This is a genomic window from Paenibacillus oceani (assembly GCF_014705615.1).
Classification (GTDB): Bacteria; Bacillota; Bacilli; order Paenibacillales; family NBRC-103111; genus Paenibacillus_AB; species Paenibacillus_AB oceani.
The window spans coordinates 335,502-362,252 of the sequence record NZ_JACXJA010000005.1 but is presented as its reverse complement, the minus strand read 5'-3'; the positions used below and the strand labels follow the sequence as shown (position 1 = coordinate 362,252).

The 26,751-nt window shown below is 55.3% G+C and carries 29 protein-coding genes and 1 riboswitch; of the genes, 23 read left to right on the top strand and 6 right to left on the bottom strand.

What is annotated here, in order from left to right:
- Window positions 1-12 precede the first annotated feature (12 nt).
- Entirely contained in the window at window positions 13-402 is a 390-nt protein-coding gene (locus IDH45_RS05160) for a hypothetical protein (RefSeq protein WP_190925321.1), read from the bottom strand.
- Between the two features lie 86 nt (window positions 403-488).
- On the bottom strand, window positions 489-617 hold the full coding sequence (locus IDH45_RS34600) for a hypothetical protein (protein ID WP_263364783.1): 129 nt from the start codon (window positions 615-617) through the stop codon (window positions 489-491).
- 237 nt (window positions 618-854) lie between these two features.
- Here IDH45_RS34600 and IDH45_RS05155 point away from each other — a divergent pair, with 237 nt between their 5' ends.
- The 8 genes from IDH45_RS05155 (at window position 855) to lysA (ending at window position 8,182) form a co-directional block, all read left to right on the top strand.
- Complete coding sequence (locus tag IDH45_RS05155; RefSeq protein WP_190925319.1) at window positions 855-2,051, top strand: D-alanyl-D-alanine carboxypeptidase family protein; 1,197 nt, start codon at window positions 855-857, stop codon at window positions 2,049-2,051.
- 219 nt (window positions 2,052-2,270) lie between these two features.
- On the top strand, window positions 2,271-2,624 hold the full coding sequence (gene spoIIAA / locus IDH45_RS05150) for an anti-sigma F factor antagonist (RefSeq protein WP_190925317.1): 354 nt from the start codon (window positions 2,271-2,273) through the stop codon (window positions 2,622-2,624).
- Window positions 2,621-3,067, top strand: coding sequence for an anti-sigma F factor (spoIIAB, locus tag IDH45_RS05145; protein WP_190925316.1), 447 nt, complete (start codon window positions 2,621-2,623; stop codon window positions 3,065-3,067). The genes spoIIAA and spoIIAB overlap by 4 nt, the downstream gene beginning before the upstream one ends.
- 12 nt (window positions 3,068-3,079) lie before the next feature.
- Window positions 3,080-3,835 (top strand): RNA polymerase sporulation sigma factor SigF, encoded by a 756-nt coding sequence (gene sigF / locus IDH45_RS05140; RefSeq protein ID WP_190925314.1) that lies wholly within the window; start codon window positions 3,080-3,082, stop codon window positions 3,833-3,835.
- Window positions 3,836-3,971: 136 nt separating this feature from the next.
- Window positions 3,972-4,661, top strand: coding sequence for a stage V sporulation protein AA (locus tag IDH45_RS05135; protein ID WP_190925312.1), 690 nt, complete (start codon window positions 3,972-3,974; stop codon window positions 4,659-4,661).
- Window positions 4,658-5,083 (top strand): stage V sporulation protein AB, encoded by a 426-nt coding sequence (locus tag IDH45_RS05130; protein WP_190925310.1) that lies wholly within the window; start codon window positions 4,658-4,660, stop codon window positions 5,081-5,083. Before IDH45_RS05135 ends, IDH45_RS05130 begins: the two co-directional genes overlap by 4 nt.
- 27 nt (window positions 5,084-5,110) lie before the next feature.
- A complete protein-coding gene (locus tag IDH45_RS05125) occupies window positions 5,111-6,691 on the top strand; it encodes a spore germination protein (RefSeq protein WP_190925308.1) in 1,581 nt (526 codons plus the stop codon).
- A 156-nt stretch (window positions 6,692-6,847) separates the two neighbouring features.
- Window positions 6,848-8,182, top strand: coding sequence for a diaminopimelate decarboxylase (gene lysA, locus IDH45_RS05120; RefSeq protein ID WP_190925307.1), 1,335 nt, complete (start codon window positions 6,848-6,850; stop codon window positions 8,180-8,182).
- A 789-nt stretch (window positions 8,183-8,971) separates the two neighbouring features.
- Here the strand turns inward: lysA and IDH45_RS05115 are convergent.
- Window positions 8,972-9,409, bottom strand: coding sequence for a peptidylprolyl isomerase (locus IDH45_RS05115; protein ID WP_190925305.1), 438 nt, complete (start codon window positions 9,407-9,409; stop codon window positions 8,972-8,974).
- 289 nt (window positions 9,410-9,698) lie between these two features.
- A riboswitch (FMN riboswitch) is annotated at window positions 9,699-9,869 on the top strand.
- 308 nt (window positions 9,870-10,177) lie between these two features.
- Here IDH45_RS05115 and ribD point away from each other — a divergent pair.
- From ribD to ytfJ, 8 genes are all read left to right on the top strand, one after another.
- Window positions 10,178-11,311, top strand: coding sequence for a bifunctional diaminohydroxyphosphoribosylaminopyrimidine deaminase/5-amino-6-(5-phosphoribosylamino)uracil reductase RibD (ribD, locus tag IDH45_RS05110; protein WP_223836379.1), 1,134 nt, complete (start codon window positions 10,178-10,180; stop codon window positions 11,309-11,311).
- Window positions 11,293-11,967: a riboflavin synthase gene (gene ribE, locus IDH45_RS05105; RefSeq protein WP_190925301.1), complete on the top strand. Its 675-nt coding sequence runs from the start codon at window positions 11,293-11,295 to the stop codon at window positions 11,965-11,967. The genes ribD and ribE overlap by 19 nt, the downstream gene beginning before the upstream one ends.
- Window positions 11,968-12,024: 57 nt before the next feature.
- The gene (locus tag IDH45_RS05100) at window positions 12,025-13,257 is read left to right on the top strand and encodes a bifunctional 3,4-dihydroxy-2-butanone-4-phosphate synthase/GTP cyclohydrolase II (RefSeq protein ID WP_190925299.1); all 1,233 of its coding nucleotides are present in this window, start codon (window positions 12,025-12,027) and stop codon (window positions 13,255-13,257) included.
- Window positions 13,258-13,331: 74 nt separating this feature from the next.
- Window positions 13,332-13,799 carry a 6,7-dimethyl-8-ribityllumazine synthase gene (gene ribH, locus IDH45_RS05095; protein WP_190925297.1) on the top strand — a complete coding sequence of 156 codons (468 nt, stop codon included), beginning with the start codon at window positions 13,332-13,334 and terminating at the stop codon, window positions 13,797-13,799.
- A gap of 82 nt (window positions 13,800-13,881) precedes the next feature.
- Window positions 13,882-14,664 (top strand): segregation and condensation protein A, encoded by a 783-nt coding sequence (locus IDH45_RS05090; RefSeq protein WP_190925295.1) that lies wholly within the window; start codon window positions 13,882-13,884, stop codon window positions 14,662-14,664.
- Window positions 14,633-15,244 (top strand): SMC-Scp complex subunit ScpB, encoded by a 612-nt coding sequence (scpB, locus tag IDH45_RS05085; protein WP_190925293.1) that lies wholly within the window; start codon window positions 14,633-14,635, stop codon window positions 15,242-15,244. Before IDH45_RS05090 ends, scpB begins: the two co-directional genes overlap by 32 nt.
- A gap of 169 nt (window positions 15,245-15,413) precedes the next feature.
- Window positions 15,414-16,088 carry a DUF2953 domain-containing protein gene (locus tag IDH45_RS05080; protein ID WP_190925291.1) on the top strand — a complete coding sequence of 225 codons (675 nt, stop codon included), beginning with the start codon at window positions 15,414-15,416 and terminating at the stop codon, window positions 16,086-16,088.
- 146 nt (window positions 16,089-16,234) lie between these two features.
- On the top strand, window positions 16,235-16,759 hold the full coding sequence (gene ytfJ, locus IDH45_RS05075; protein WP_190925290.1) for a GerW family sporulation protein: 525 nt from the start codon (window positions 16,235-16,237) through the stop codon (window positions 16,757-16,759).
- A 52-nt stretch (window positions 16,760-16,811) separates the two neighbouring features.
- Here the strand turns inward: ytfJ and IDH45_RS05070 are convergent, their stop codons facing one another.
- Together IDH45_RS05070 and IDH45_RS05065 are read right to left on the bottom strand one after the other, a co-directional pair.
- Entirely contained in the window at window positions 16,812-18,239 is a 1,428-nt protein-coding gene (locus IDH45_RS05070) for a (Fe-S)-binding protein (protein WP_190925288.1), read from the bottom strand.
- Window positions 18,226-19,650, bottom strand: a complete 1,425-nt coding sequence (locus IDH45_RS05065) for an FAD-binding oxidoreductase (protein ID WP_190925286.1) — start codon at window positions 19,648-19,650, stop codon at window positions 18,226-18,228. The genes IDH45_RS05070 and IDH45_RS05065 overlap by 14 nt, the downstream gene beginning before the upstream one ends.
- A gap of 235 nt (window positions 19,651-19,885) precedes the next feature.
- Between IDH45_RS05065 and IDH45_RS05060 the strand changes: the two genes are divergently transcribed.
- The gene (locus tag IDH45_RS05060) at window positions 19,886-20,608 is read left to right on the top strand and encodes a FadR/GntR family transcriptional regulator (RefSeq protein ID WP_190925284.1); all 723 of its coding nucleotides are present in this window, start codon (window positions 19,886-19,888) and stop codon (window positions 20,606-20,608) included.
- Window positions 20,609-20,746: 138 nt separating this feature from the next.
- Here the strand turns inward: IDH45_RS05060 and murA are convergent, their stop codons facing one another.
- On the bottom strand, window positions 20,747-22,051 hold the full coding sequence (murA, locus tag IDH45_RS05055) for a UDP-N-acetylglucosamine 1-carboxyvinyltransferase (RefSeq protein WP_190925282.1): 1,305 nt from the start codon (window positions 22,049-22,051) through the stop codon (window positions 20,747-20,749).
- 389 nt (window positions 22,052-22,440) lie between these two features.
- On the opposite strand from murA, the gene IDH45_RS05050 reads away from it, so the two are divergent.
- The 6 genes from IDH45_RS05050 (at window position 22,441) to resA (ending at window position 26,737) form a co-directional block, all read left to right on the top strand.
- Window positions 22,441-23,601: a D-alanyl-D-alanine carboxypeptidase family protein gene (locus IDH45_RS05050; RefSeq protein ID WP_397326978.1), complete on the top strand. Its 1,161-nt coding sequence runs from the start codon at window positions 22,441-22,443 to the stop codon at window positions 23,599-23,601.
- Between the two features lie 30 nt (window positions 23,602-23,631).
- Entirely contained in the window at window positions 23,632-24,231 is a 600-nt protein-coding gene (locus IDH45_RS05045) for a nucleoside recognition domain-containing protein (RefSeq protein ID WP_190925440.1), read from the top strand.
- 6 nt (window positions 24,232-24,237) lie between these two features.
- Window positions 24,238-24,780 carry a spore maturation protein gene (locus IDH45_RS05040; protein WP_190925279.1) on the top strand — a complete coding sequence of 181 codons (543 nt, stop codon included), beginning with the start codon at window positions 24,238-24,240 and terminating at the stop codon, window positions 24,778-24,780.
- Between the two features lie 246 nt (window positions 24,781-25,026).
- Window positions 25,027-25,368 (top strand): peptidoglycan recognition protein family protein, encoded by a 342-nt coding sequence (locus IDH45_RS05035; protein WP_190925277.1) that lies wholly within the window; start codon window positions 25,027-25,029, stop codon window positions 25,366-25,368.
- 19 nt (window positions 25,369-25,387) lie between these two features.
- Entirely contained in the window at window positions 25,388-26,137 is a 750-nt protein-coding gene (locus tag IDH45_RS05030; RefSeq protein ID WP_190925275.1) for a pseudouridine synthase, read from the top strand.
- A 75-nt stretch (window positions 26,138-26,212) separates the two neighbouring features.
- Complete coding sequence (resA, locus tag IDH45_RS05025; protein ID WP_190925273.1) at window positions 26,213-26,737, top strand: thiol-disulfide oxidoreductase ResA; 525 nt, start codon at window positions 26,213-26,215, stop codon at window positions 26,735-26,737.
- The last annotated feature ends 14 nt before the right edge of the window (window positions 26,738-26,751 follow it).

Below are 26,751 nucleotides of genomic sequence, written 5' to 3'. Positions count from 1 at the left end.
CTACAGACAACCCTATGAACTGGTCGGGTTGACCTGTCGTTTTGTTGATGCAGATCCGGATTCTATCCGTCTCCAGTTGGACTCCTCCGATCTGCAGCCGAAACTCATCCGCGAAAGACATAACAGGCCTGAGGCTTTGTCGAACCGCATAAAGGAAACGAGTCTTCCGCTCTCAGGATCGAGCATCGCTTTAATCGTCTGCTCGTTGCGGTTATGGAAAAACGAGTTTATGGACAGATCGTCCTGCACGCGGGGAGCGGGAGTATAATCGGTTCTTCGCCAGACGAAGCCTGTTTTGCCGTCGATCTCCGCCTGACGCAGCAGCTCGTATTGCCCGGGATCGTGACCGGCCCAGCGAAGAACATCCGGTTCGGAGGCGGCCGCCGGCTCGTCAGCCGGCACGGCTACTTCCTCCCATGCTGCTTCAGATATCGTCCTCCTGTTCGGACTCTCCCGGTAGAAGGCTCGTACTCTTCGATCGTGAGCGATTAACCTTCGGCAACGGCTTCGATAGTTTCCGCCCGCTTCCTTAGCGCCGCGCGGTGTGCAAGCAGCGCTTCATCTTGTCCTTCTTTACCCGGCTCTCCGGCCGGATTGCTACTAGTTGTCGTATGCATAACTTCTCAGTCCTCTCGGGTAATACGTCCCTATCCTCTATCTATCGATTCTCTTTCTCTAATTGTAAGACAACCCGCGAATGAAGTCTAAAAAACAGAAGCCTTATACACATGATTCGGTTGCCCCGGCCGTTTAATTTTCCCCTTTTCTGTCAATAATGGTTAGAAGCGATTCCATCCTTTGAAGCGTATTTGGAAATGGAACAGTTCACCATGGACCAGGAGGGGTTAAATCTTATGTTCAAGCGAGGGTTGACGCGCTTCATTTGCGCCATGCTGGCACTGGCTCTTGTTATGCCGGCTGCCGCATACGCCGAAGAGAAAACGGAAAAGGCGCAGGAGCAGGCTCCGCAAGTCGATCTGGCTCCTAACGCCGTATCGGCCGTGCTGATGGATGCCGACACCGGTACCGTCATGTACGAAAAAAACAAAAATCAAAAGCTGCCTCCGGCCAGCATCACGAAGATTATGACGATGGTGCTGATCATGGAGGCGATGGCTCAAGGCAAACTCAAATCCGACGAGAAAGTGCGCACGAGCGAATATGCGGCATCGATGGGCGGTTCGCAAATCTTTCTCGAGCCGGGCGAAGAAATGACCGTGGACGAGATGTTGAAAGGGATCGCGATGGCGTCCGGAAACGACGCGTCTGTGGCGATGGCGGAGAAAATCGCCGGAACCGAAGAGGCGTTCGTCAGTATGATGAATGCGCGGGCGAAGGAGCTTGGCATGAAAGATACGCATTTCGTCAACGTGAACGGTCTTCCGGCGGACAATCATTACACCTCCGCCCACGATATCGCGATCATGTCGCGTGAACTGCTGAAGCACCAGGAAATTACGAAATATACAGGGCAATACCAGGATTATTTGCGTAAAGATACGGAAAAGCCGTTCTGGCTCGTGAATACGAACAAGCTGGTCCGGTTTTATACAGGGGCGGACGGGCTGAAGACCGGATATACGAGCGAGGCGAAATTTTGTTTGTCAGCCACGGCCAAACGCGACAACCTGCGGGTCATCGCGGTCGTGCTCGGCGAACCGAATACGAAAACCCGCAACGCCGAAGTGACGAAAATGTTCGACTATGCATTTTCCCAATATACAAGCTTGCCGATCTTCAAAGCCGGAGACGTGATCGGTACGATTCGCGTCGAGAAGGGCGAAGTGCCCCAACTGGACATTACGGCGACTCATCCGTACAGCGTACTGATGAGAAGAGGCGATGCCGACGACGATATCCGTCACGAGCTGCAGCTGAAGCCGAACTTGAAGGCGCCGATCGCCGTAGGGCAGCCGCTTGGCAAGCTGGTTGTCTACAAAGGCGACCGGATCGTCTCCGAATTCCCGATCGAATCTCCGGTCGAAGTGAAGAAGGCGGGCTGGTGGAAGCTGTTCAAGCGGACCACGATGCATCTGTTCATGGCGGACTAATATCCGCCGCACCACGTCCCCGGTCGTACCGACAACGGTGCCGGGGACCTTCCTTACACATTGGCAAACGGCAAATTCCCGCGAATCCGGGGATATTATGTTGAAATATATCATCTACGTTCTTATTATGGCAGTTTTCTTCTAGTTTTGTCGGCTTGCAGGAATTCCCATTCATTTCGTAGAAATGGTAGACACAACGCGAAAGGGAGTGAGCCAGACTTGAGTTTGCATATCGAATTGGAGCATCAACGGAGAACGCTGATTGTCCGATTAAAGGGAGAGCTTGACCATCATACCGCCGAAACGGTGAAAGTAAAGATGGAAGAAGCGATTTTAAGAGGGGACGTTAATCATGTCGTGCTCAGTATGAAAGATTTGAGCTTCATGGACAGCTCGGGTCTAGGAGTCATTTTGGGGCGGTACAAGCTGATTACGTCCAGAGGCGGCAAAATGGTCGTTTGCGACGTCAATCCGGCGGTGTACCGGCTTTTCGAAATGTCGGGCCTGTTCAAGATTCTATCGATTCAAGACAATGAAAGACTCGCCCTTTCCAGTCTGGAGGTGGTTTCATGAGCCGTAACAATCATATGGAGCTCCGCTTTGCCAGCATTTCCGAGAACGAGTCGTTTGCCCGTGTAACCGTAGCGGCCTTCGTCTCCCAACTCGATCCGACGATGGATGAGCTGACCGATATCAAAACCGTGGTGTCGGAAGCCGTAACCAATGCGATTATTCATGGGTATGACAATTCGCCGGACGGCGTTATTACGATAACGGCCAAAATCGAGCAGAGCATCTTTTATTTAACGGTAGAGGACCAAGGCAAAGGCATCGAGGACGTTGAGCTGGCTCGCCAGCCGTTGTATACCTCGAAGCCTGAACTTGAAAGATCCGGCATGGGCTTTACGATTATCGAAAACTTTATGGACGAGGTCGAGATCGTGACCCGGCGGGGCGAAGGAACGAAGGTCGTCATGGTGAAACGAATAGAATCCAAAAAAGCGCTGTTTAACTAGGGGTTTTGCGATATGGATAGCGAGTTGAAACATGCCTCTCATACGTATCTGGACGATACCGAAGTCAAGCGGCTTATTGCCCTCAGCCAATCCGGGGATACGATCGCCCGGGAAACGCTAGTAAGCTGCAACATTCGTCTCGTCTGGTCCGTCGTTCAGCGCTTTTTAAACCGCGGCTACGAGCCGGAGGATTTATTTCAGATCGGGTGCATCGGCCTGTTGAAGTCTGTAGATAAGTTCGATTTATCTTATGACGTGAAGTTTTCCACGTACGCGGTGCCGATGATAATCGGGGAAATCCAGCGCTTTTTACGGGACGACGGTACGGTCAAAGTGAGCCGCTCGTTGAAAGAGTTGGCGAACAAAGTGCGCAAGAAAAAAGACGAGCTGTCGAAAAGGCTCGGCCGGATGCCGACGATTAAAGAAGTGGCCGAAGACCTCGGCATTACGCCGGAGGACGTCGTATTCGCGCAAGAAGCGAACAAGCCCCCGTCGTCGATTCACGAGACGGTGTTCGAGAACGACGGAGATCCGATTACGCTGATGGACCAGATCGCCGACGAAGGGCAGGAGAAATGGTTCGACAAGCTGGCGTTGAACGAAGCGATCGGCACGTTGACGGAGCGCGAACGGCTGATTGTGTACTTGCGGTACTTCCGGGATCAGACCCAGTCGGAGGTGGCCAGCCGGCTTGGCATATCGCAGGTGCAGGTTTCCCGGCTGGAGAAAAAAATATTGCAGTCGATCCGCGAGCAAATCGCTCAGTAAAGGAAAGACTCTAGGCTAAGACCGTTTCCGCCTTGACGAGGTGGGGGCGGTTTTTCTTTTTGCCAAAAAATAGAGCGGTTACCGCGATTTTTCGTATCGCATACTACAGGAAAGATGATGAAGGAGAGGGATCAAGGTGAACCGCTCGTTCGTGCCGATCTTGTATATCCGGCTCCGCAAGCGGGTGACCGCCGCCCCGGGGGAAACGGTGACGCTGGGCAAGGTCGCCCATCTGATGACGGAGCCGGACATGGAGAAAAAGCTGCTGGAGCTGCCGATCTGCAAGCTTTCCGAACGCGACGGTCATGTTGTTCTGATCGACATGATGCAGATCGTAGCGGCGGTCCGTTCCCTGTATGCGCGGCTTCAGGTGGAGCACTTCGGAGAACCTCATGTGCTGATCGATATTCAGACCCGATCCAAGCCGCCGAACCGCGCGGCGCTTGCCGTCGTCTGGGTGCTGCTGTTCATCGGCTCGGGAATGGCGATCATGAACTTTCATGAAGACGTCAGCATGATGGAAGTGCATCAGCGCATCTATGAGATGATTACCGGACGCCGCGCCGAGCATCCGTACTGGCTTCAGATCCCGTATTCGTTCGGATTGGGTGCAGGGATGGTCGTCTTTTTCAACCAGCTGTTCAAGAAACGGTTAAGCGAGGAGCCAAGCCCGCTAGAGGTGGAGATGTTCTCGTATCAGGAAAGCCTGAATCATTACGTCATTACCGAGGAGTACAAAAAGATGCTGCCGGCCGCGCAGGCGGAAGCAAACGGCGGAGACGGGCAGGCTCCGCCCGGGAACCGAAACGACGGCGATTCGCCATGAGCGTGTTCATTGGCATTGTAGCGGTCATTATCGTCGGATTGTCCGGAGGAATTGCGGTTGGCGGCGGAATGGTTGCGTTCCTGGTCGTCCTGGACATTTTGCCGAGGCTGGCGCAGATGACGCGGGCGTTCGACCGCGTGCATACGTTCGAAGGGGCGATCGTGACCGGGGTGATGGTCTGGACGGTAGCCGACTTTATGGATTGGCAAATAACGCTGGCCCCCGTCGTTACCGCCGTGGTCGGTTTTATCGCAGGCTGCTTCGTCGGGATGCTGGCCGGAGCTTTGACGGAAGTGCTGAACGTGCTGCCGATCATGGCCAAACGGCTCGGTCTGGGCCCCTATATTATTTGGCTGCTGATGGCGATGGTGCTCGGGAAAGTAGCCGGTTCGCTTTTTGAATGGATCATCTTCCGCACATGAACGATATTCGGCAGGAGGGACGCATAGATGGGTACCGGTTTAAGAGATCGAAGACACGGACGGAAAGACGGAGGAGGAGCAGACGGCCGAAACGATGGCAGCATCGACGCCAGAGATCTGCTGACCGATGAAGAACTTGGCTTGATCCGGATGGAGGAAATTCCGGGCAAGCTGGAAGAAATCAAACGGGCGCTGGAGGAAAAGGTCGGGCTTGGCGTCAGCTTCGATCTGGTCTTCCGGGTGATGGAATTCGGCACGAAACGGACGGCGTTTTTTTACGCGAACGGTTTCGCCAAAGATACGGTGCTGACCGACATTATCGTCCGCCTCACCCATCTGGACCGGGAACAGCTCGTACCGGACACGCTAAGCAGCCTGCTGAACAAGTATGTGTCGCATATCCAGGTTGAAACCGAGGACGATTTCGACAAGGCGGTCCAGTTTGCGCTGATGGGCTCTACCGTCTTATTCGTCGAAAACAGCGGGGCCGCGCTTGTCATAGACTCCAAAAGCTTCCCGGTCCGCTCGATTGAGGAGCCGGACCTCGAACGCGTCGTGCGGGGCTCCCGCGACGGCTTCGTCGAGACGCTGATGACCAACGTGACACTGGTGAGACGCCGCATCCGCGACCCGAGACTGAAGCTGGAGATTATGAGAGTAGGGAAGCGGACGAAGACGGACGTGTGTATCGGCTACATAAGCGATATCGCCGATCCGCGGCTCGTCGAATCGTTGCGCGACAAGATCAGCAAGGTCAACATCGACGGGATTCCGCTCGGCGACAAGCAGCTCGAGGAGGCGATCATCAGTAAAGGCTGGAATCCGTATCCGTCCGTCCGTTACTCGGAACGGCCTGACGTAGTCAGCTCACATATGCTTGAAGGACATGTGATCGTTTTTGCCGATACGTCGCCGAGCGTCATGATTTTGCCGACTACGTTTTTCCATCTGGTGCAGCATGTGGAGGAGTACAGGCAAGCGCCGTTTGTCGGCAGTTATTTGCGGTGGGTCCGGTTTCTTGGAATTATGACTTCGTTGTTCCTGCTGCCTTTGTGGTTCCTGCTCGTGCAAAATCCGGAGCTGAAGCCGGCCGGTCTCGAATTTCTCGGACCCCAGAAGCAAGGCGAGCTTCCGCTGCTTATCCAGTTTCTGCTCGTTGAAGTCGGGGTCGACCTGATGCGGATGGCCGCCGTCCATACCCCTTCTCCCTTATCGATCGCGATGGGCTTGGTAGCCGCTATTCTGGTCGGGGATATTGCGGTGAAGACGGGATTGTTCATCAACGAGGTCATCATGTATATGGCGATCGCCGCAGTAGGAATGTTTGCGACGCCGAGCTACGAGCTTGGTCTGGCCAACCGGCTCGTCCGGATGGCGCTGCTCATTTTGGTGGCCGCCTTCAAAATCCCCGGATTGGTGCTGGGCGTGACGGTTTGGCTGGTCGCTTTGTCGGTGACCAGATCGTACAATACGCCGTACATGTGGCCGTTCATCCCGTTCCATGCGAAGGCGTTATTCTCGATTCTCGTGCGCCGTCCGATTTTGGCCAACAAATTTCGTCCGAGCATCACCAATCCGATCGATAAGACGCGCCAACCGGTCGAATGACGATAAAGAGGCAGCCCGTGAGCGACACTCATGGGCTTTTGCTGTGCATGAGGGGCTGTTCGTGCGTATTGTCATCGGCTCGGAGCTGTGGTAATTTAGAAGAAAGCCAGCGAGCCTGAGACATCCACAATCGATAGAAGGAAAGAGGAACCAGATATGTATTTGCACGGAACTAGCCAAATCAATTCGGACGGACGACTTGAAATCGGGGGATGCGACACCGCGGAGCTCGCCGCAAAATTCGGTACGCCGCTTTATGTGTTCGACGAGGCGCTGATCCGGCGGCGCTGCAAGGAGTTCGTAGAGGCATTCCGGGCTACCGGAATGCGGTACCAGGTGGCCTACGCCAGCAAAGCGTTTTGCGTCATGGCAATGTGCCGGATCGCCGAGGAGGAAGGAATGTCGCTGGACGTCGTATCCGACGGCGAGCTGTACACGGCGCTGAGAGCCGGGTTTCCGCCCGAGCGCATCCACTTCCACGGCAATAACAAAACACTCGAGGAGCTGGAGATGGCGATCGACGCCAAGATCGGCTGCGTCGTCGTCGACAATTTTACCGAGCTGTATATGCTTAACGAGACCGCCAAGGAGAAGGGCGTCAAAGTTAAAATTTTGTTTCGCGTAACGCCGGGCGTCGAGGCGCATACGCACGAGTTTATTTCGACCGGGCAGACGGACACGAAGTTCGGCTTCGACATCGGCAACGGCTCGGCCTTCCGCGCGATCCGCGAAGCGAAGGAGCTGGAGCATGTCGAGATTTTGGGCGTTCATTCGCACATCGGCTCGCAAATATTCGAGGTTGACGGATTCCGCCTCGCCGCCGACCGGGTAGCCGAATTCGCCCAGAACGTCCGGCTGGAGCTGGACGTTACGTTCTCGGTCATCAATCTGGGCGGCGGCTTCGGCATCCGGTATACGGAGGAAGATTCTCCGCTGCCGCTTGCCAAGTATGTGCAGGCGATCACCGACTCCATCAAATCGAATTTCACCAAGCACGACTATCCGCTTCCGGAAATATGGATCGAGCCGGGCCGCAGCATCGTCGGCGACGCGGGTACGACGCTGTACACCATCGGATCGTCGAAGGACATCCCGGGCGTACGCAAATATGTAGCCGTCGACGGCGGGATGACCGATAATCCGCGCCCTGCACTGTACGATGCAAAGTACGAGGCGTTTCTCGCCAACCGTGCCAACGACCCGAACGAAGAGACCGTATCGATCGCCGGCAAATGCTGCGAGACCGGAGATATGCTGATCCGCGACTTGGAGCTGCCGAAGACGGCTCCGGGCGATATTTTGGCCGTTGCCTGTACTGGCGCATACAACTACTCGATGGCGAGCAACTACAACCGTCTGCGCCGCCCTGCGGTCGTATTCGTACATGACGGCGAAGCCGATCTTGTCGTGCGCCGCGAGACGTTCGAGGACGTAGCCGGTAAAGACGTCATTCCCGAAAGAATGCAAAAACAGCCGGTCGCCAAAAGCTGAGCTGGCTTTGATGGATAAAAAGGAATGAAAGCAACAAAGCTTCCTGCCCCGCCTGTTTTAGCAGCGGTCGGGAGGCTTTTTTGGTTCCTGCGTGTGAGCTGAGCTGGCTAGCTGCTTGGGTAGCTGTTTTACTAAGCTGTGCTAGACGCATATGGTCAGAAATCCAGAGTTAGCCGCAGACAAGCAGACATAACGGAAGAGTCATTTCCTCTATTCCAGCCGTGTACGTCATGATCGTGCGATAGCGGAAGATTGGTTTCCTTTATATTGGATTTTTTAGAGGTTAGAAGGGGGATTGCTGGAAATAACGGCACAAAAACTTCCGCTATATGCCCATTTCCCGCTGATAGCAACAAATAACGGAAGTGAAACTTCCGCAAGAGCTTCACAGGCGGTATGGGAAGCCGGACATTGCGGCAGCTGGCGTAAGACGGTGCAGTCCATCATCGAACAGCAGGTACGGCTGATTGATTGTCGTTCACCTGCAAAGACCATCTCTTGTCGGACGGAGTACAACGTAATGGTAATTTGTACGGCAAGGAAGCTCCCGTCCTCGCATGCGATCGATCAACAGCGAGATAAGAGTTGTCCCCATAGGGTTCGCCTGATGCGGGAACGGCCCGATTTCCAAACGAAAAAACCTCAACTTCCACTGCAAAGCGGAGATTGAGGTTTTTTTCACAAGGAAAACGGTTGAAGCGGGGCTCAAACAAATAGAAAAACGGTTGGGACCGCCCCTCTATGATAAGAAAGAGCCGGGGAAACCGGCCCTTTCCTGAACTTGTGATTCTACTCGTCCCAAACTTTTACTTCTTTCATTTTGTCGCCCGGCTTGACCGCATCGATGAATTCCATCCCTTTGGCGACTTTGCCGAATACCGTATGTCCGCCGTCCAGATGAGGCTGCGGCTGGTAACAGATGAAGAACTGGCTGCCGCCTGTATTCCGGCCGGCGTGGGCCATCGACAGCGTGCCGCGCTCGTGTTTGCTGACGTTCGTGGCCGTTTCGCAATCGATGGTGTAACCAGGTCCGCCGGTGCCTGTTCCGCTAGGGCAGCCGCCTTGAGCTACGAAACCCTTAATGACGCGATGGAACGTCAAACCGTTGTAGAATCCGGAGTTTGCCAGCTTCTCGAAGTTGGCTACCGTGTTCGGCGCTTCCTCAGGGAAAAAATCGATCAACACTTTCTCGCCGTTTTCCAGCTCGATGCTTCCTTTTTTTGTCATGTCTAATGTTCCTCCCTTATCATGTCCAAGTGCTTTATCCATTGTACTGGAAAACTTGCCAATTATCAAAGCCGGATGGACGGAAACTCCCGATCGTGTTCACGGATGAACCCGAATAACCGTGTTCGTTTACAATGCGGACGGCGCATTCAGCGGGAGCAAGCATGAAAATCCTTGCATTTATCAATTTCAATGTGGTACTATTCATACAATGCTGGGTGAATTTAAAGGCTTTCAGCTTTTGGAGCTGAAGGTGTAAGATTATACTGGCAGACTAGGAACTGAATCGATTTTCCTTCGGGGCAGGGTGAAAATCCCGACCGGCGGTGATTCCGCGTCGATTGCGTTATAATCGACTGCTTGCGGATCAGTCCGTGACCCGTGCTAAAGCGCGTGCTTGGCCGGTGGACCTGGTGTGAATCCGGGACCGACAGTATAGTCTGGATGGGAGAAGGAATCGGGCAAAAGGAATAACAGAACTGCCGCATTTGGCGTCGCTAACATGTGCATTTTTTCACATGCATCGACACCGGTTTGCTGCGCCCATTTCGTATGGACCGTTGCTGGAATAAGCTGCGGCTTTCCTTTCGCGTACTGTTTGCGCTCGTGCGCGACGTCCGCCGAAAAGACGAGATTGGGTCGTCTGTTTGCGCATGTCTTCATGACGCATTACGCCCGTACTATCCGACTTCCCGCCCCTTTACGCTTGCGTAGAGGGGCTTTTTGTTTGGAATGCACGCACGAATCGGGATAGGCGGTGAGATCGAGTTGGAACTGTTGAATGACGAATATTACATGCGGCTGGCGCTTCAGCTCGCGGAGAAATCATTGGGGCAGACCGGGATCAACCCTGTCGTAGGCTGCGTCATCGTCAAGGACGGCCGGATCGTCGGGTTAGGCTCCCATCTTCAGCGGGGCTCCCATCATGCCGAAGTGCACGCTCTGCTGATGGCCGGGGCGGAAGCCGAGGGCAGTACCGCTTATGTAACGCTGGAGCCGTGCAGCCATTTCGGCCGGACGCCTCCTTGCGCGGACCGGCTCGTGGCGGAGAAGGTGAAGCGGGTCGTCGTCGCCTGCACGGACCCGAACCCTCAGGTGGCCGGTACAGGGATCGAGAAGCTGAGGAGCCACGGGATTCAAGTCGACGTTGGCGTTCTGGAGCAGGAAGCGCGCACGCTTAATGAAATGTTTAATTCGTTTATTTCGACGCGCTTGCCTTTCGTCACAATGAAATCGGCGACGACCCTGGACGGCAAAATCGCTACCATAACCGGGGACAGCAAATGGATTAGCGGTACGGAATCCCGTTCGTACGTGCATATGCTGCGTCACCGTCACCAAAGCATCATGGTCGGCGTGGATACCGTTATCGCAGACGATCCGCAGCTCACCGCCAGACTCGACGTTCCTTCGATCCAGCCAGTGCGGATCGTCATCGATTCGAAGCTTCGTCTTCCGATCGAAGCGCGTGTCGTGCAGGATAAGGAAGCGAAGACCATCGTATTCACGACGAACCAGGCATCGATCGAGCAAATGATGCGGCTGAACGCCTTTGGCGTAGAAGTGATCCGCTGCGGGGAAGGGCCGCGCGTAGATTTGCGTAGAGCGATGGGGATCCTGGCCGAGCGGGAGATCGGATCGGTGCTGCTCGAAGGCGGAGGCAAGCTGAACGGCGCGATGCTGGAGGCCGGGCTGATCGATAAGATCGTGCTGTTTTTGGCTCCGAAAATCGTCGGCGGCGCCGATGCGCCCGGCGCCTTCTCCATGGACGGTTTTGCCAAGATGTCGGAGGCCGTCATGCTGGAGCGTGTAAGCATCGAAAGGTTCGGCGATGATTGTTGTATTACCGGATATCCGAAGCGGACGGAAGGGAGGAAGACCGAATGTTCACCGGAATTGTAGAAGAGATCGGGCGGATGAGGCGGATCGGCAAGCAAGGGCAAGCGATGGTGCTGATGGTTGAGGCGTCAAAGGTGCTGGAAGACGTTCATCTTGGGGACAGTATCGCGATTAACGGCGTCTGTTTGACCGTCATCGCTTTTGACGGGGCTTCCTTTACCGTCGATGTCATGCCGGAGACGTTCCGGAAAACGACGCTGCGCCATATGCAGCCCGGAACGAGCGTTAACCTGGAGAGAGCGATGCCGGCGACCGGTCGGTTCGGCGGACATATCGTGCAGGGCCATGTCGATACGCCGGGGCGGATCGTATCTCGTCACAACGAAGAAAATGCGGTTGTGTTCCGGTTGGAGCCGGAAGATCAGGGCCAGATGAAGTTCGTAATTCCGCACGGCTCGATTACGCTCGACGGAATCAGTCTGACTGTAGTCCGGGTCGACGATCGCTCGTTTACGGTATCGATTATCCCGCATACGCTCGCGCAAACTGTCATGCAGCACAAACAGCCGGGCGATCTGATCAATATCGAATACGATTTGCTGGGCAAATATATCGACCGTCTGCTGTCGTTTCGCGGTCAAGAAGCGGGCGGTTCGCCGCAAGGAAAAACCGGTGGCGGGATGACGATGGAATTTTTGGCGAAGAACGGATTTATGTGACGGACAGACAGACCGCGGAGTGTTATAAACTACGATGTATATAATGAGGTGAAAGTGATGCAGCAACCCGTAAAGATGCATACAATCGAAGAAGCGATCTATGATTTGATGATGGGCAAAGTGATTATCGTTGTGGACGACGAGGACCGCGAGAACGAGGGCGACTTTATCGCATTGGCCGATAAGGCGACTCCCGATGTGATCAATTTTATGATCAAGGAAGGCCGCGGGCTGGTCTGCGTTCCGATTACCGAAGAGCGTGCCGGGGAGCTCGACCTGCCGCCGATGGTCGCCAAAAATACGGATTATCACGGAACGGCGTTTACCGTATCGATCGACCATGCCGGAACGTCGACGGGGATATCCGCCTTTGAACGGGCGCATACGATCCGAGCGATGATCGATCCGCAGACGGGACCTGACGATTTCCGGCGTCCGGGTCATATTTTCCCGCTGATCGCGAAAAAAGGCGGCGTCCTGCGTCGGGCGGGCCATACGGAAGCGGCCGTCGATCTCGCCCGGATGTGCGGTTCTTATCCGGCGGCGGTCATTTGCGAAGTGATCAAGGAAGACGGCACAATGGCACGTGTGCCCGATCTCGCCGATATTGCCGCAAAACATGAGCTGAAGATGATCACGATCAAAGATCTGATCCATTACCGCAACGAGAAGGAGAAGCTCGTCAAGCGGGAGGTTGAGATCAAGCTGCCGACCGACTTCGGCAATTTCGCCGCTATCGCTTACTCCAACGAAGTGAACAGCCAGGAGCATGTGGCGCTGGTGAAAGGAACGATCGATCAAGGCCGTCCTGTCCTCGTCCGGATGCACTCCGAATGCTTAACCGGCGACGTCTTCCACTCGCACCGCTGCGATTGCGGTCCTCAACTGGCCGCGGCTCTCCAGCAGATCAGCGACGAAGGCAACGGCGTTCTCGTATATTTGCGTCAAGAGGGACGCGGCATCGGCCTGATCAACAAATTAAAAGCTTATGTGCTCCAGGAGCAGGGATTCGACACGGTTGAGGCGAATATACAATTAGGATTTGCCCCGGACCTTCGGGATTACGGAATCGGCGCACAGATTTTGAAAGATTTGGGCGTCCGGAAAATCCGCCTGTTGACGAACAATCCGAGAAAAATTCGCGGGCTCGAAGGCTACGGCATGGAAATTGTCGAACGCGTCCCGATCCAGATGGAAGCCAACGAGGACAACCGGCGCTATTTGCGGACCAAACAGGAGAAGCTCGGGCATATGCTGAACATCCAGCAGGATACCGGAGCCGGAATCTAATCGATCAGCCTATACCGAACCATACAACTGAACTCTACCAACGGACCAACTTAACTTAAAGGAGATAACAGATCATGGCACATTTTGAAGGACACTTAATCTCGCAAGGATTCAAATACGGAATCGTAGTAGGCCGTTTCAACGAATTCATTACGTCCAAACTGCTTGGAGGCGCGCTGGATGCGTTTAAGCGTCACGGGGCGGCGGAAGACGATATCGATATCGCATGGGTTCCGGGAGCGTTTGAAATCCCTCTGATCGCGCAGAAAATGGCTGCAAGCGGCAAATACGACGCAGTAGTCACGCTCGGCGCCGTCATCCGCGGTTCGACGCCCCACTTCGATTACGTGTGCAACGAAGCCGCCAAGGGAGTAGCAGCAATCGGACTGAAAACGGGCGTACCGACGGTATTCGGCGTGCTGACGACCGATTCGATCGAGCAGGCGATCGAGCGTGCGGGAACGAAGGCCGGCAATAAAGGCTGGGAGTCTGCCGTTACCGCAATCGAGATGGCCAACCTGACGAAGCAGCTGGAAGCATAGGTAGAAGCATAACACCGCTTCCGGAAGCCGGCGGCCGGTATTAGACTGAGATTCGCATTCGCAAGATGAGGTGGACCCGGGAATGAAGCCGCATTACAAATTGGAGACGTTCGAAGGTCCCCTCGACCTGTTGCTCCATCTGATCGACAAGTCGGAGATCGATATATATAACATTCCGATCAGCGAAATAACCGAACAATACATGGAAGTGCTGGCTGCGATGCAAGAGCTGGAGCTTGAAGTAACGAGCGAATTTCTCGTGATGGCCGCTACGCTGCTTGCGATCAAAAGCCATATGCTGTTGCCCAAACCGCCGCCTCTTGAGCTGGAGGACGACTTCTACGAGGACGAAAACTACGATCCGAGGGCTGAACTCGTGCAGAAGCTGCTCGAATACCGCAAGTACAAAGCGATCGCCGAGGAACTGCGGGATAAGGAGCTGGCACGCAGCCTGGTTTATACGCGGGAGCCGGAGGATTTGACCCCGTTTGTCCGGGAGGTCGAAGTGAACCCGGTGGAGGGGCTCGATATCGCCGATCTCGTAATCGCCTTCCAGCGTGCGCTGCGCAAGGCGAAGTCCCGCAGCACGGTCGCCAAGATCAGGCGCGACGAAGTATCGGTCAGGGAACGGATGCGCGAGGTGCTGACGCTGCTCGTCGATCGCGGAGGGAAAGTGTTGTTCTCCAGACTGTTCGATCATAGCGCGGAGCGGGAAGAGATCGTCGTTACGTTTCTGGCGCTGCTCGAGCTGATGAAGACCAAACGGATCGTATGTTTTCAAAACCGGCTGTTCGACGACATTGTGATCCAGGCGAAAGAGGAGGGTGCGGCGGTTGAATTACCGTCAGATGAAATCGGTTATTGAAGGGCTGCTGTTCGCGGCAGGAGACGAAGGACTGGATGTGAAGCAGATTGCCGAGGTTGTCGAGATGCAGCCTCAGGCGGTGTCCGGCTTGCTTAAGGAAATGACCGAGGATTTCCACCGGGAGGAGCGCGGCGTGCAAATCGTCGAGATTGCCGGAGCTTACCAACTGACGACGCTTCCTGCGCACGCCCCGTATTTCGAACGATTGGCGCAATCGCCTACCCGTTCGAGCTTGTCTCAGGCGGCGCTTGAGACACTTGCGATCGTCGCTTACAAGCAGCCGCTCACCCGGATCGAAGTGGAGGAAATCCGCGGGGTGAAAGCGGATCGGGCGCTGCAGACGCTCGTAGCCAAAAATCTGATCATGGAAGTCGGCCGCGCCGATGCGGTAGGCCGGCCGATTTTATACGGCACGACCAAGTCGTTTCTTGATTATTTTGGGCTGGCCGGCCTTCAGGAGCTGCCGGAAGCGGCACTGTTCCAAAATCCGGACGATCTCGAGGAAGAAACGCGCATGCTGTTCGAGAAGCTGGACAATCATCAGCAGCTTACAATCGACGATGTGGAACGCAACGGCTGATCGTAAACGGGCCGTCTGTTGCTGCATGACCGCACGGAGGCCAAGCCCTTATTCGGCCGTACCGGCAATCCGTCGTTTGACGCATACGGTCCGATGGAAAGGTCATACTAAACTTTGACACGGGCGCATTTGACGCCCAGAGTTTTAGGATGACGGGGGATCGGGCGCCATGTTATGGATATGGCTTGTCGCGGGCATTCTCGTTGCGGGAATGCTCTTGTTCGTTATTAGCGATATTCATATTCGAGTCCGGTATTCGCGGGTGGAAAACGACGATACGCTGGCCGTCGATATCCGGGGAATGTTCGGCTTGCTCCGGCTTCATTACAAAATCCCGCTGATCGAATGGGAAGGCCGAGGCTTTCGACTGCGCTTGGAGAAAATGAACCGCAAATTAAACGAGCTGCTGGACGAACATAAAACCGTTATTACCCGGGAGAGAATCGAACAATTTTTTCAAAAAACGAAAATACTGCTGGCTCATACCGCCGAACTTGTGGAATGGACCAAATCCGTGTTGTCCCGTACCGTCTGCACGGAGCTAAGCTGGGTGACGCGGATCGGACTCGGAGACGCGGCGGATACCGCCGTGACGACCGGCGTGGTGTGGGGGATTAAAACATCGATACTCGGCTATTTGCTGCGTTTTGTCCGTCTCGAAGCCAGACCGTCGTTAAACGTTCAGCCCCAGTTCAACCGGACGATGTTCTCGACGGAGGCGGTATGCAAATTCAAGCTGAAGGCGCTGTATGCCGTATATGCGGCATTCCGGCTGCTGGTGCGTATATTGCGGGCTAAAGGCGGGCTGCGGACTTGGAGGAAGATCTGGTTCAAGCCGTCTTGATGGAAGGCCGCGGTCTGGCCATAATGTCGGAAGAGGAATGAATTAATAAGGTTTCCGGGTACATAACCGTTACTCCATTGGGTAACCTATGCCTGTATGAGAAGTCGTCATCCATCAGCATAGAGCCAACCGGAGGAGGAATACGTGTGAGTGAACATCCGATTCAAGGTCTAATGAAGACCGCGATGGAAAATATTAAAGAAATGGTCGACGTGAATACGATCGTCGGCGATCCGGTCGAAACCCCCGACGGCAGCGTCATCATGCCGATCAGCAAGGTTGGATTCGGCTTTGCCGCAGGCGGAAGCGAGTTTTCCGTCGAACCCACCGACAACCAGGATCATCACCATGCAGGCGGACAACACCAAAATGGCGGCCAAGGCCAGCAGCACCGCACCGATTCGTACGGGCAGCCGGCGCTTCCGTTCGGCGGCGGTAGCGGCGGAGGCGTATCGATTACGCCAATCGCGTTTCTTGTCGTCGGCAAGCACGGAGTGAAGGTCGTTCCGCTGGATAACCAGACTCACCTGTATGAACGGCTGATCGATTCGGCTCCGCATGTCGTCGACAAAATCCAGAGCATGCTGAAAGCGAACAAAAGCACGATGAGCGGCGTAATCCCGACAAGCGACAGCGGAATCATTTCCAACGAGACGAACGTTATCGTGTAATTGATGGTTATTAATAGCAAAAAAAGCTGCCCGCAGTGGGCAGCTTTTTCATTTATTTCGAGGAGGACTCCGGAGAGCGGTCATCCGATTTCAACCGGTCGTACAAAAAGTCGACGATATGAACGGCTTCCATTTGATCCGACAGCTTCTCGCGTTCGATCCCGAGCTTCATTTGCAGCAGACAGCCGGGATTGCTCGTAATCATAAGATGGGCGTTCGTTTCTTTGACATGCTCCATCTTGTGCTCCAGAATCTGGTTGGCCATATCGGTCTGCACAATGTTATAGATGCCTGCGGAGCCGCAGCAGCGGTCGGAGCCCTGGAGCTCGACGAATTTGACGTTGGCGACCCGGTTCATCAGGTTGCGGGGAGCTCCCGACGACCGCATCACGTTGCGCAGATGGCAGGAATCCTGGTATGTGATCGTCAGCGGCTTGCCGTCATCTTGTGCCGCTTTGGGTTCCTCGAATGAAGGGAGCCGGCCTTTTTCGAGCAGCAGCAAACTGATGTCCTTCACGCGCGAAGCAAACCATTTGCCGTCGTCGGCATATTCAGGCTCGTCATGCAGCAGGTGATCGTATTCGACCAGCAGCGCACCGCAGCCTCCCGCGTTGGACGCGATATAATCGACGTTCGCTTCGCGGAATGCGCGCACGTTTTTTTTCGCCAATTCCTTGGCCTGGCTCATCTCACCGGCATGAGCGTGAAGCGCGCCACAGCAGTTTTGCGTCTCCGGAATAATGACATCGAACCCGGCTTCGGTCAGCAGACGAACGGTGTTCAGATTCGTTTCCGTGAACAACACGTCCATCAGACAGCCGCGGAACATGCCTACAGTGCCGATTTTCTCGCCTTTGGCAGGGACGCGCGTTCCGAACGTCTCGAATACGCCGCGGCCGGACGCTACCGGCAAGATCGGCTCCATCTCTCTCATATTTTTCGGGAACAGCTTCATGACCCCGATGCCGTGGGCGACTTTTTGCAGACCGGATGTTTGGTACGTCCGCAGCAGCTTGCCTACCAGCTTCATCCGGTTTTGCTTAGGGAATACTTGCTTGAAGGCAACTTTGCGCGCCGCCTTAATGAACCAGCGGTGTTCGACGTGCTGCTCCACCGAATCGCGCGTCGCCTCCAGCAGATGGCCGTATTTGACGTCGGCGGGACATACCGGCTCACAGGCACGGCAGCCGAGACACAGATCCATCTGATTCTGGAACTTCTGGTCGGGCTCCATAATGCCGTCGACGACCGCCTTCATCAGCGCAATCCGGCCGCGCGGCGAAGCCGCCTCAAGCCCTGTCTCGATAAAGGTCGGACAAGCGGCTTGGCAGAAGCCGCAGCGCATACAGTTGGTCAGCTCGTCATAGCTGAGCTGCATTTTCATCGTTTGGGCAAGCGGGTTTAACGGCTTTTTCTCAGGTGTCGAACCGGACGGCGCCGGATGATGGGAATGATTAGCGGGTTCTTTAACGGCTGCCATTGTCAATCACCACTCTTTTCCGGGTATGTTTGGCGAATATTTTGCCTGGATTCATGATGTTGTTCGGGTCGAAGGCATGCTTGATCGCCTTCATCACCTCGATGCCTGCCGCCCCGACCTTCCATTCGAGATAAGGCGCCTTAACGACGCCTACACCGTGCTCTCCAGTAATCGTGCCGCCGAGCCCGATCGCGGCTTCGAAAATTTCTTCGAACGCCTGCTCTACGCGATGAATCTCCTCGGTATCGCGAGCGTCGGTCGTGCAGGTCGGATGCAGATTGCCGTCTCCGGCGTGGCCGAATGTACAGATTTGCACATTGTATTTTTTGGCGATCTCGTTAATCGCGATAACCATGTCGGCGATTTTGGAGCGAGGGACGGTGGCGTCCTCCAAAATCGTCGTCGGGCGGATGCGCGCACAGGTAGACAAGGCGCTTCGGCGGGCCAGCATCAGCTTCTCGGCTTCGGTTGCGTCCGCCGCCATCTTCACTTCTACGGCCCCCTGCTCCTTGCAGATCCGTACGATTTCCTTAATGTCGTTCTCGACGACGTTTTCGTCCAAGCCGTCCTGCTCGATCAACAGAATCGCTTCCATATCGATAGGCAGTCCGATTTTGTTAAAACCTTCTACGACCCGAATCGTGGCATTATCCAAAAATTCGAGCGTAGCCGGGATGATCCGGTTGCCGACGATCGCCGATACGGAGCGGGCGGCCGCATAGATGTCGCTGTACATCGCGACCATCGTTTTCCGGTACTTGGGCGCAGGCATCAGCTTCACCGTCGCTTCGGTGACGATCGCAAGCGTCCCTTCGGAGCCAACCAGCAGCTTGGTCAAGTCGTATCCCGCAACGTCCTTGTACAGCTTCCCGCCGGTACGGATAATCTCGCCGTTCGGAAGAACCGCCTCGAGGCCGATGACGTGATCTTTGGTCGTCCCGTATTTCAGACCGCGCAGTCCTCCGGCGCACTCCATAATATTGCCGCCAAGCGTCGAGATGATCATGCTGCTCGGATCGGGCGGGTAAAACAGGCCGAGCTTCTCGACCTCCATATGGAACATTTTCGTATTAAGACCGGCCTGGAACGTTGCCGTCAAATTTTCGGTATCGATCTCGATCAGCTTGTTCATCCGGTTCATCACCATGACGATCCCGCCCTCCAGCGGCACGGTGCCGGCGCACAGGTTGCTTCCCGCGCCGCGGCCCACGATCGGAACGCGATGCTCGTTGGCAACTTTCAGAATGCCGGATACTTGCTCGGTAGTCGAAGGGAAAATAACGCCGTCCGGCAGTGCCTGCTGCATCGGCGTAGCGTCGTAAGAGTAGCTGACCAGCGCTTCCATATCGTCCTTAAACCACGATTCACCGACGATCTCGATAAGCTTGGCGCGGATTGATTGATTCAGCATCCCGAATCCTCCTATAAATATGAAATTGATCAGGTCATCAGATGACTTTTCTCTCATTATAGCTTACTATAGAATGTGTGTATATCCTTTTTCGTCATGAAGTGAAGGGAAACACCGAATTTTTCGCCGTATCGGCTTTGCAACGCAGCAATTGCCCATTAGATGTGAAAGTTTCCCCTTTTGACTCCGAACCGGACACGGGCCGTATAGTCAAAGGAACAGGAGGACCGGACCGATGGCATTTGACCAGGTAAAACCGCTTAAAGGTTATGAGCTCGTTATGGAGCAAATCAAATCGAAAATCAGAAACGGGGAATTCGCACCCGGGACGAAGCTGTCTTCGGTCGTTGATCTGGCGGCGAGCTTTGGGGTCGGTCGATCGACGATCCGCGAAGCGTTAAGCGCATTAAAGGCGATGGGACTTGTGGAAATCCGACAGGGCGGGGGGACGTACGTCAGCGCCGAGCTTCCGAAGGAACAGGCGCCGGGCGAAGGCAACTCTTTATTTGCCAGTGCGGAATCGATTCAGGAGCTGCTGGAGGTCCGCAAAATATTGGAGACCGGCTGTGCTTCGCTGGCCGCCCGCAACCGGAGCGCCGAGGACTTGGAGGCGATCGGGCACGAGCTGAAGCTGATGGAGCTGTACCTGAACGATGAAGCGAAAGGCGAAGAGGCGGATGTCCGGTTTCATCTGAAGCTGGCGGAAGCTACGCACAATTCGCTGCTGATCCCGATGATGGAATCGTTGTCGCAGCGTCTTCACGACAGTATGAGAGAATCGAGAAAGCTGTGGTTTTACGGGGAGCGGGCGGAAGCGACCCGGCTGCTGAGAGAGCATTCCGATATTTTCGAGGCGGTTCGGGAGCAGGACGAGACTCGGGCGCATGAGGCGATGCGGACCCACCTGCTTAAGGTTGAAAATGTCGTGCGCCGGGCCTTATCCGAATCGAATACATAGCACGCACGGAATTGCTATAGGCTGGCCGCCTTGAGCGGTTCGCTGCGAAACCCAAAAAGAACCTTGCATGTTCCCTTTCGAAGCCGAAAGGAGCATGAAGGTTCTTTATTTCGTATGAAGCGGAAAAAAGGAATCGCGTTACAGTTTCGCATTGCCGATGCGAAGCTTCTCTTCGGCGTGGGCGGCGTCAACTTGCTCCAGACTCATATGGGCGCCGAGCGAGCGGAATGCGGTGAGCGCATCCTCATAACCCCGCTCGATATGATCGACACCCGTAAGGAACGTCGTTCCTTCTGCAGCCATTCCGGCCAGCAGCAGACAGGTTCCGGCCCGGATGTCGGTAGCGTGTACCCAACTGCCGGATAACGGCGCGCCTCCGCGAATATAAGCCGTGCTGCCGCGCACGTCGATATCGGCTCCCATCCGGCGCAGCTGAGCTACGTGCTGGAACCGCTTCGGATATATTTTCTCGGCGATGATGCTTCTGCCCGAAGCCTGGGTAAGCAGGGCGGTCAAAGGCTGCTGCAGGTCGGTGGCGAAGCCGGGGTACATGGCCGTCCTCACGCGGACCGCCTTCAGCTTGCCGGCTGAACTCGCGGTAATGCTCTGATCCCGGTAGTCGATCTCCATGCCGATCTCCGTCAGCTTGGCGAGACAGGAGCCTATGTGATCCGGGATCACGTCGGTTACGGTAACCGACCCGCCGGCGACACCCGCCGACATGAGAAAAGCACCGGCAATCAACCGGTCCGGAATGACCGTATGGTGCCCGCCTTCGAGCGACCGCACCCCGTCGATGCGGATCGTATCCGTGCCGGCTCCGGCTATTTTGGCGCCCAGCTCGTTAAGGAAAATAGCCGTATCTACGACTTCCGGATCTTTGGCCGCTCCGCGCAGCACCGTGCGTCCTTCGGCAAGCACGGCGGCGAGCATGCAGTTGATCGTGGCGCCGGATGTGATCATATCGAAATAAATATCGGCGCCTTTCAGCTTCTTGGCTTCTACGGTGTAATGATCTTCATGAAACGAAAACTCGGCGCCCATCGCTTTCAAGCCTTTAATATGCTGGTCGATCGGGCGGGAGACGAAATTGTCGCCCCCGGGAAACCCGATGCTTACTTTGCCGAACTTGGCGAGCAGCGCGCCTACGAAGTAATAGGAAGCCCGGTAGGACGAAGCTTTGTCTTTGTCGATGTTGGCGTTATGGATCGTTCCGGGAAGAAGCTGGAGGTCGCCGTTCGCGAGCCGCGTCGTGCCCATCCCGATGTCGCCGGCGATGTCGCATATGATCCGGATGTCGTAGATGTCGGGAATGCCCGATAAAGTAATCGGCTGGTCGGATAAGCAGCACGCGGCCATCAGGGCGAGGGAGCTGTTTTTGGAGCCTTGTATTTTGACGGAGCCGCTTAACGGCCCGGAGCGTTCGATGCGTATGATGTTCAATGGGGTTCCCACTTTCCGGTAAAGTCGTCACCATACTATTTATTCATGTTTGGGGAGGAAAGTCAATAAGTAGAAGGATGTGAAACCATTATTTTTCATCTGACAGAATATACCCTGTCGCAACGTGCCGGAAAGCGCGTAATTACGCATAACAAGCCCGGCAGAACCTTTTTTTCATCAGTTTCGGATGGCGTCTTTTCCCGGGGACATGATTCATTTTAACTATTATAAGCCGCACCGGGCGGATGTGTGCCACCGCCTTACCGTTCCTTTCCCGCGATTGTCCGGACAATCCGTTCATATCCGAATTGGATAAGCATATACTTGTACCAACCGGCGGATAACGCCAAGATCGGGGTGAGAAACGGAAGATGGAGGGGTATCGCAAAATGTTGCGGCGTTTCGCCTTAGGGTCGCTCGCGCTGCTGCTTATATGGCCGCAATGGACCATGGCCGCGCCGACCGGCGTGCAGACGAGTGCGGAAGCGGCGGCGCTGGTCGACGTGACGTCGGGCCGGTTGATCGTATCCAAAAACGGTGACAAGCAGATGCGGATCGCAAGCTTGACGAAGATTATGACGGCAATCGTAGCGATCGAGCACGGAACGTTGTCCGATCAGGTCGAGGTCAGCGGCAGAGCCGCCGGCAAGGAGGGCTCGTCGATCTACCTGAGAGCCGGGGAGAAGATGAGTCTGGAAAATATACTGTACGGGCTTATGCTCCGTTCGGGCAACGATGCGGCTACAGCGATTGCCGAACATGTCGGCGGGTCGCTCGAGGGGTTCGTTTATCTAATGAACGAGACAGCGGAGCTGGCCGGTATGACCCGGTCGCAGTTCAAAAATCCGAGCGGCCTGGACGAGGAAGGCCACTACTCGACAGCGTCGGATATGGCCAAACTGACCGCTTATGCGCTCCGCAATCCCGTATTCCGCGATATCGTCAAGACGAAAACGAAATCGGCGCCGAACCCGCACGAGGATTGGGACTATACATGGATGAATAAAAACAAGATGCTGTCGATATATGAAGGCGCGGACGGGGTGAAGACCGGGTATACGAAGCTGGCCAAAAGGTGTCTCGTCTCCTCCGCTACCCGCGAGGGTCAGCAGATTGCAGTCGTCACCTTAAACGATCCGAACGATTGGCTCGACCATAAGAAGTTGCTGGACTACGGATTTGCGAATTATCCTTTGCGCGATCTCGTTCACAGAGGGGATAAGATCGAGAATCTGCCTGTGGCGGTCGGCCGGACGTTCTCCTATCCGTTGTATGAGGAAGAGTCCGGCTTGATCCGCAAAGAGGCGGTGCTGCTTGACCCGGCGACGCCCGAGTACCGGCTGGGGGAGCGGGGGACGTTGTTCTTTTATTTGTCGGGAACGCCGATCGGATCGGTTCCGCTGTATGCGGAAGGCAGCCCGCGCCTGGAAGCGAAAGACCGGTCGGCCTTCAGCTTCAGGGATAGCGACAAGTACAGGGTCACCGGGCTTGGGTTGTGGCAGCAGACGTTGAAGGAGACGGTGCGTCGGCTGTTCGTCTTATCGGAATAAAGGTGGCCGTCTCTACTGGGAGGGATCGGTATCGTTAACTGGATATGGCTCTTTTTTATAGCTGCCGGGTTTGCCGTCGCCGCAGCGCAGGGGAATGTCGAGGCGGTCACGAAAGCCGTATTTGACGGGGCGAAAAGCGGAGTGACGATCAGCTTCGGTCTGATCAGCATTTTAGTGTTCTGGCTCGGTATGATGCGGATCGCCGAAGACTCCGGCCTGCTGCGCAAAATCGCCGTGCTGCTGCGCCCTGTTGTGCGCCTGCTGTTTCCGGGCGTTCCTAAAGATCATCCGGCTGTCGGCTACATCATGTCCAATATGAGCGCCAATCTATTGGGACTGGGCAATGCGGCTACTCCGATGGGAATCAAAGCGATGCAGGAGCTGCAGACGCTGAATCCGGACAAGGACACGGCGAGCCCGGCCATGTGCACGCTGCTTGCGCTCAATACGGCGAGCATAACACTCATTCCGACTACTTTGATCGCCATCCGGATGAACTACAATTCCGCCAATCCGGCTGAAATTGTAGGGACGACGCTGCTTGCTACGGCGGTCGCCACACTGGCTGCGATCGTCGCCGACAGATGGTGCCGAAGGCGGCTGCTCGCCAAAACTGTCCCGAAAGGGTGATTGCGCTTGTACACGTTCGTCTCCGTATTGTCCGCCTGGGCGATTCCGGTATTGATCGTACTCATTCCGCTGTATGCGGTATACAAAAAAGTGCCCGTCTACGAATCGTTCGTCGAGGGGGCCAAGGACGGTTTCGATACGGCGGTCAAAATCATTCCGCATCTGGTCGGGATGATGGTGGCCATCGGCGTCTTTCGTGCTTCCGGGGCTATGGACGTTATGCTCAACTGGATGAAGCCGATGCTTCAATATATCGGGGTTCCCGGGGAGGTGCTGCCTCTCGCGATTTTGCGTCCGATTACCGGCTCCGGCTCTCTGGCCTTTACTGCCGACCTGATCGGCGAGTACGGGCCCGACTCGATGATCGGCAGAATCGCCTCGACGATCCAGGGCAGCACGGATACGACCCTGTATGTTCTTACGGTTTACTTCGGTGCCGTAGGCATACGGAAGGGACGATATGCGCTAAAGGTCGGTTTGTTTTCCGACCTGGTCGGTTTTGTGGCGGCCGTCGCCATCTGTTTGATTATTTTCGGCACAGCGGGGTAACCAGCAAGTATTCCGGGCTCGTCGCGAAGCGGAGATTTCCGTTTCGGCGGCGGGCTTTTTTAAGCTCTAGTAACGTATACGTTTTGTTTCAGCTGCTGAACGCGTTCTGCTCGGCTTGGTGCCAGAAGCTGTTATTCTCCTCGCAGACAAAGGTTTCCCTCATCCACCCTGTCCCGGGCGCATACGCACACCCCTTCCTTCCGCCTACATATAATAAGGTAGCACGAGAAGGCGAGGTGAGGCCGGATGCGGCCGACCGGCATTACGATTCATCATTCCGTTTGCTCCGCGATTAACGGAAAGGGCTACGACTTTTATATTACGCGCCGCGGAACGATTATCCCGGCATCCGAGGCGACCGATCCGGCGATGATTCATATTTGCGTAGAGGGGGACTTCTCCCGTCCGGAGGAAGCGATGGCGGGACTGATGGAGGAACAGTTTTTCGTTCTGCAGAAGCTGGTGCTCCGACTTGCCGAAACGTTCGGGTTCGATCCGAACCATTCGCTGTCGCACAGCGACGTTTGTCCCGGCTCGTTTTTTCCATGGTCCGAACTTGTGATTTCGCCAAAGGATGGTTATCATTAGGTTTGAGGTGACCATTATAATGGAACGATTGCAAAAAGTGCTGGCCCAAGCGGGCGTAGCATCGCGCCGGAAGTGCGAAGAGATCATTACGGCGGGTCGAGTGGAAGTGAACGACGAGACGGTAACGACGCTCGGGGTGAAGGTCGACCCCGCCGTCGATGTCATAAAAGTGGACGGGCGTCCGATCAACCGTCAGCAGATGACGTATTTGCTGTTCAACAAGCCGAAGGGCGTCATTACGAGCGCCTCCGATCCGGAAGGCCGCAAGGTCGTCAGCGATTACATACATGACGTGAAGGAGCGGATCTATCCGGTCGGAAGGCTCGACTACGACAGCGAAGGCGTGCTGCTGCTGACCAACGACGGGGAGCTGGCCAACCTGCTCACCCATCCGAGGCATCATGTGGCGAAAACGTACCATGCGACCGTCAAAGGCGTGCCGCATGGAGACTCGCTGGACAAGCTGCGCCAGGGCATTCAGCTGGAGGACGGGATGACGGCTCCGGCGGAAGTCGAATATGTAGATATCAACCCCGACAAAAACGAGACGATCGTATCGATCACGATCCATGAAGGCCGGAACCGGCAAGTGCGCCGGATGTTTGAGGCGATTCATTTTCCGGTGGAACGGTTGAAGCGGGTTCAATTCGGGTCGGTTCAGCTGGACGGATTAATGAGAGGGAAATACAGGAAGCTGACGAATGCGGAAGTGGAGGAACTTCGCAGAACCGCGCTCCAGTCACATAATGTTCAAAAAGGGCGGCCCTGACGCCCCTTTTTCAGCGTCAAGTTTCGCTATAATGTGAGTAGTTGGATTGACAATACGAAGCGAAGGTGATCCGCGATGAAACAACATAGGAGATGGATTCAGGCCATCATATTAACCGCGGTTCTACTGATCGGCGGGTACACGATCGGGAGCAGCCTGTTCGCCGAGGACGAGATTCCGCGGGAAGGGAGCGCTGCTCCTGATTTTACGTTAACGGGGCTTGACGGCAAGTCGTACACGCTATCCGATTTCAAGGGTCAGCCGGTCGTGGTCAACTTTTGGGGGACCTGGTGCGAGCCATGCGTTCGGGAAATGCCGGCGATCCAGCGGCAATACGACAAGTGGAAAGATAAAGGGCTCGTCGTGCTCGCTCTGAATCTGGATGAAAGCAAAGTGACGGTGCAAAGTTTCGTCCGTCAGTACAACATGACGTTTCCCGTCCTGTTCGACAAGGAGCTTCGTATGCGGGACCGCTATGCCGTTCGTTCGTATCCGACGACATTTTTCGTTGACTCGGCAGGAAAGATCGTGAAAATTGCCTCCATCGAGATGGACGACAATTTTATCGAACAGACGATCCAGCCCATGCTGAAGCAATAAAGGAGCGATAACCC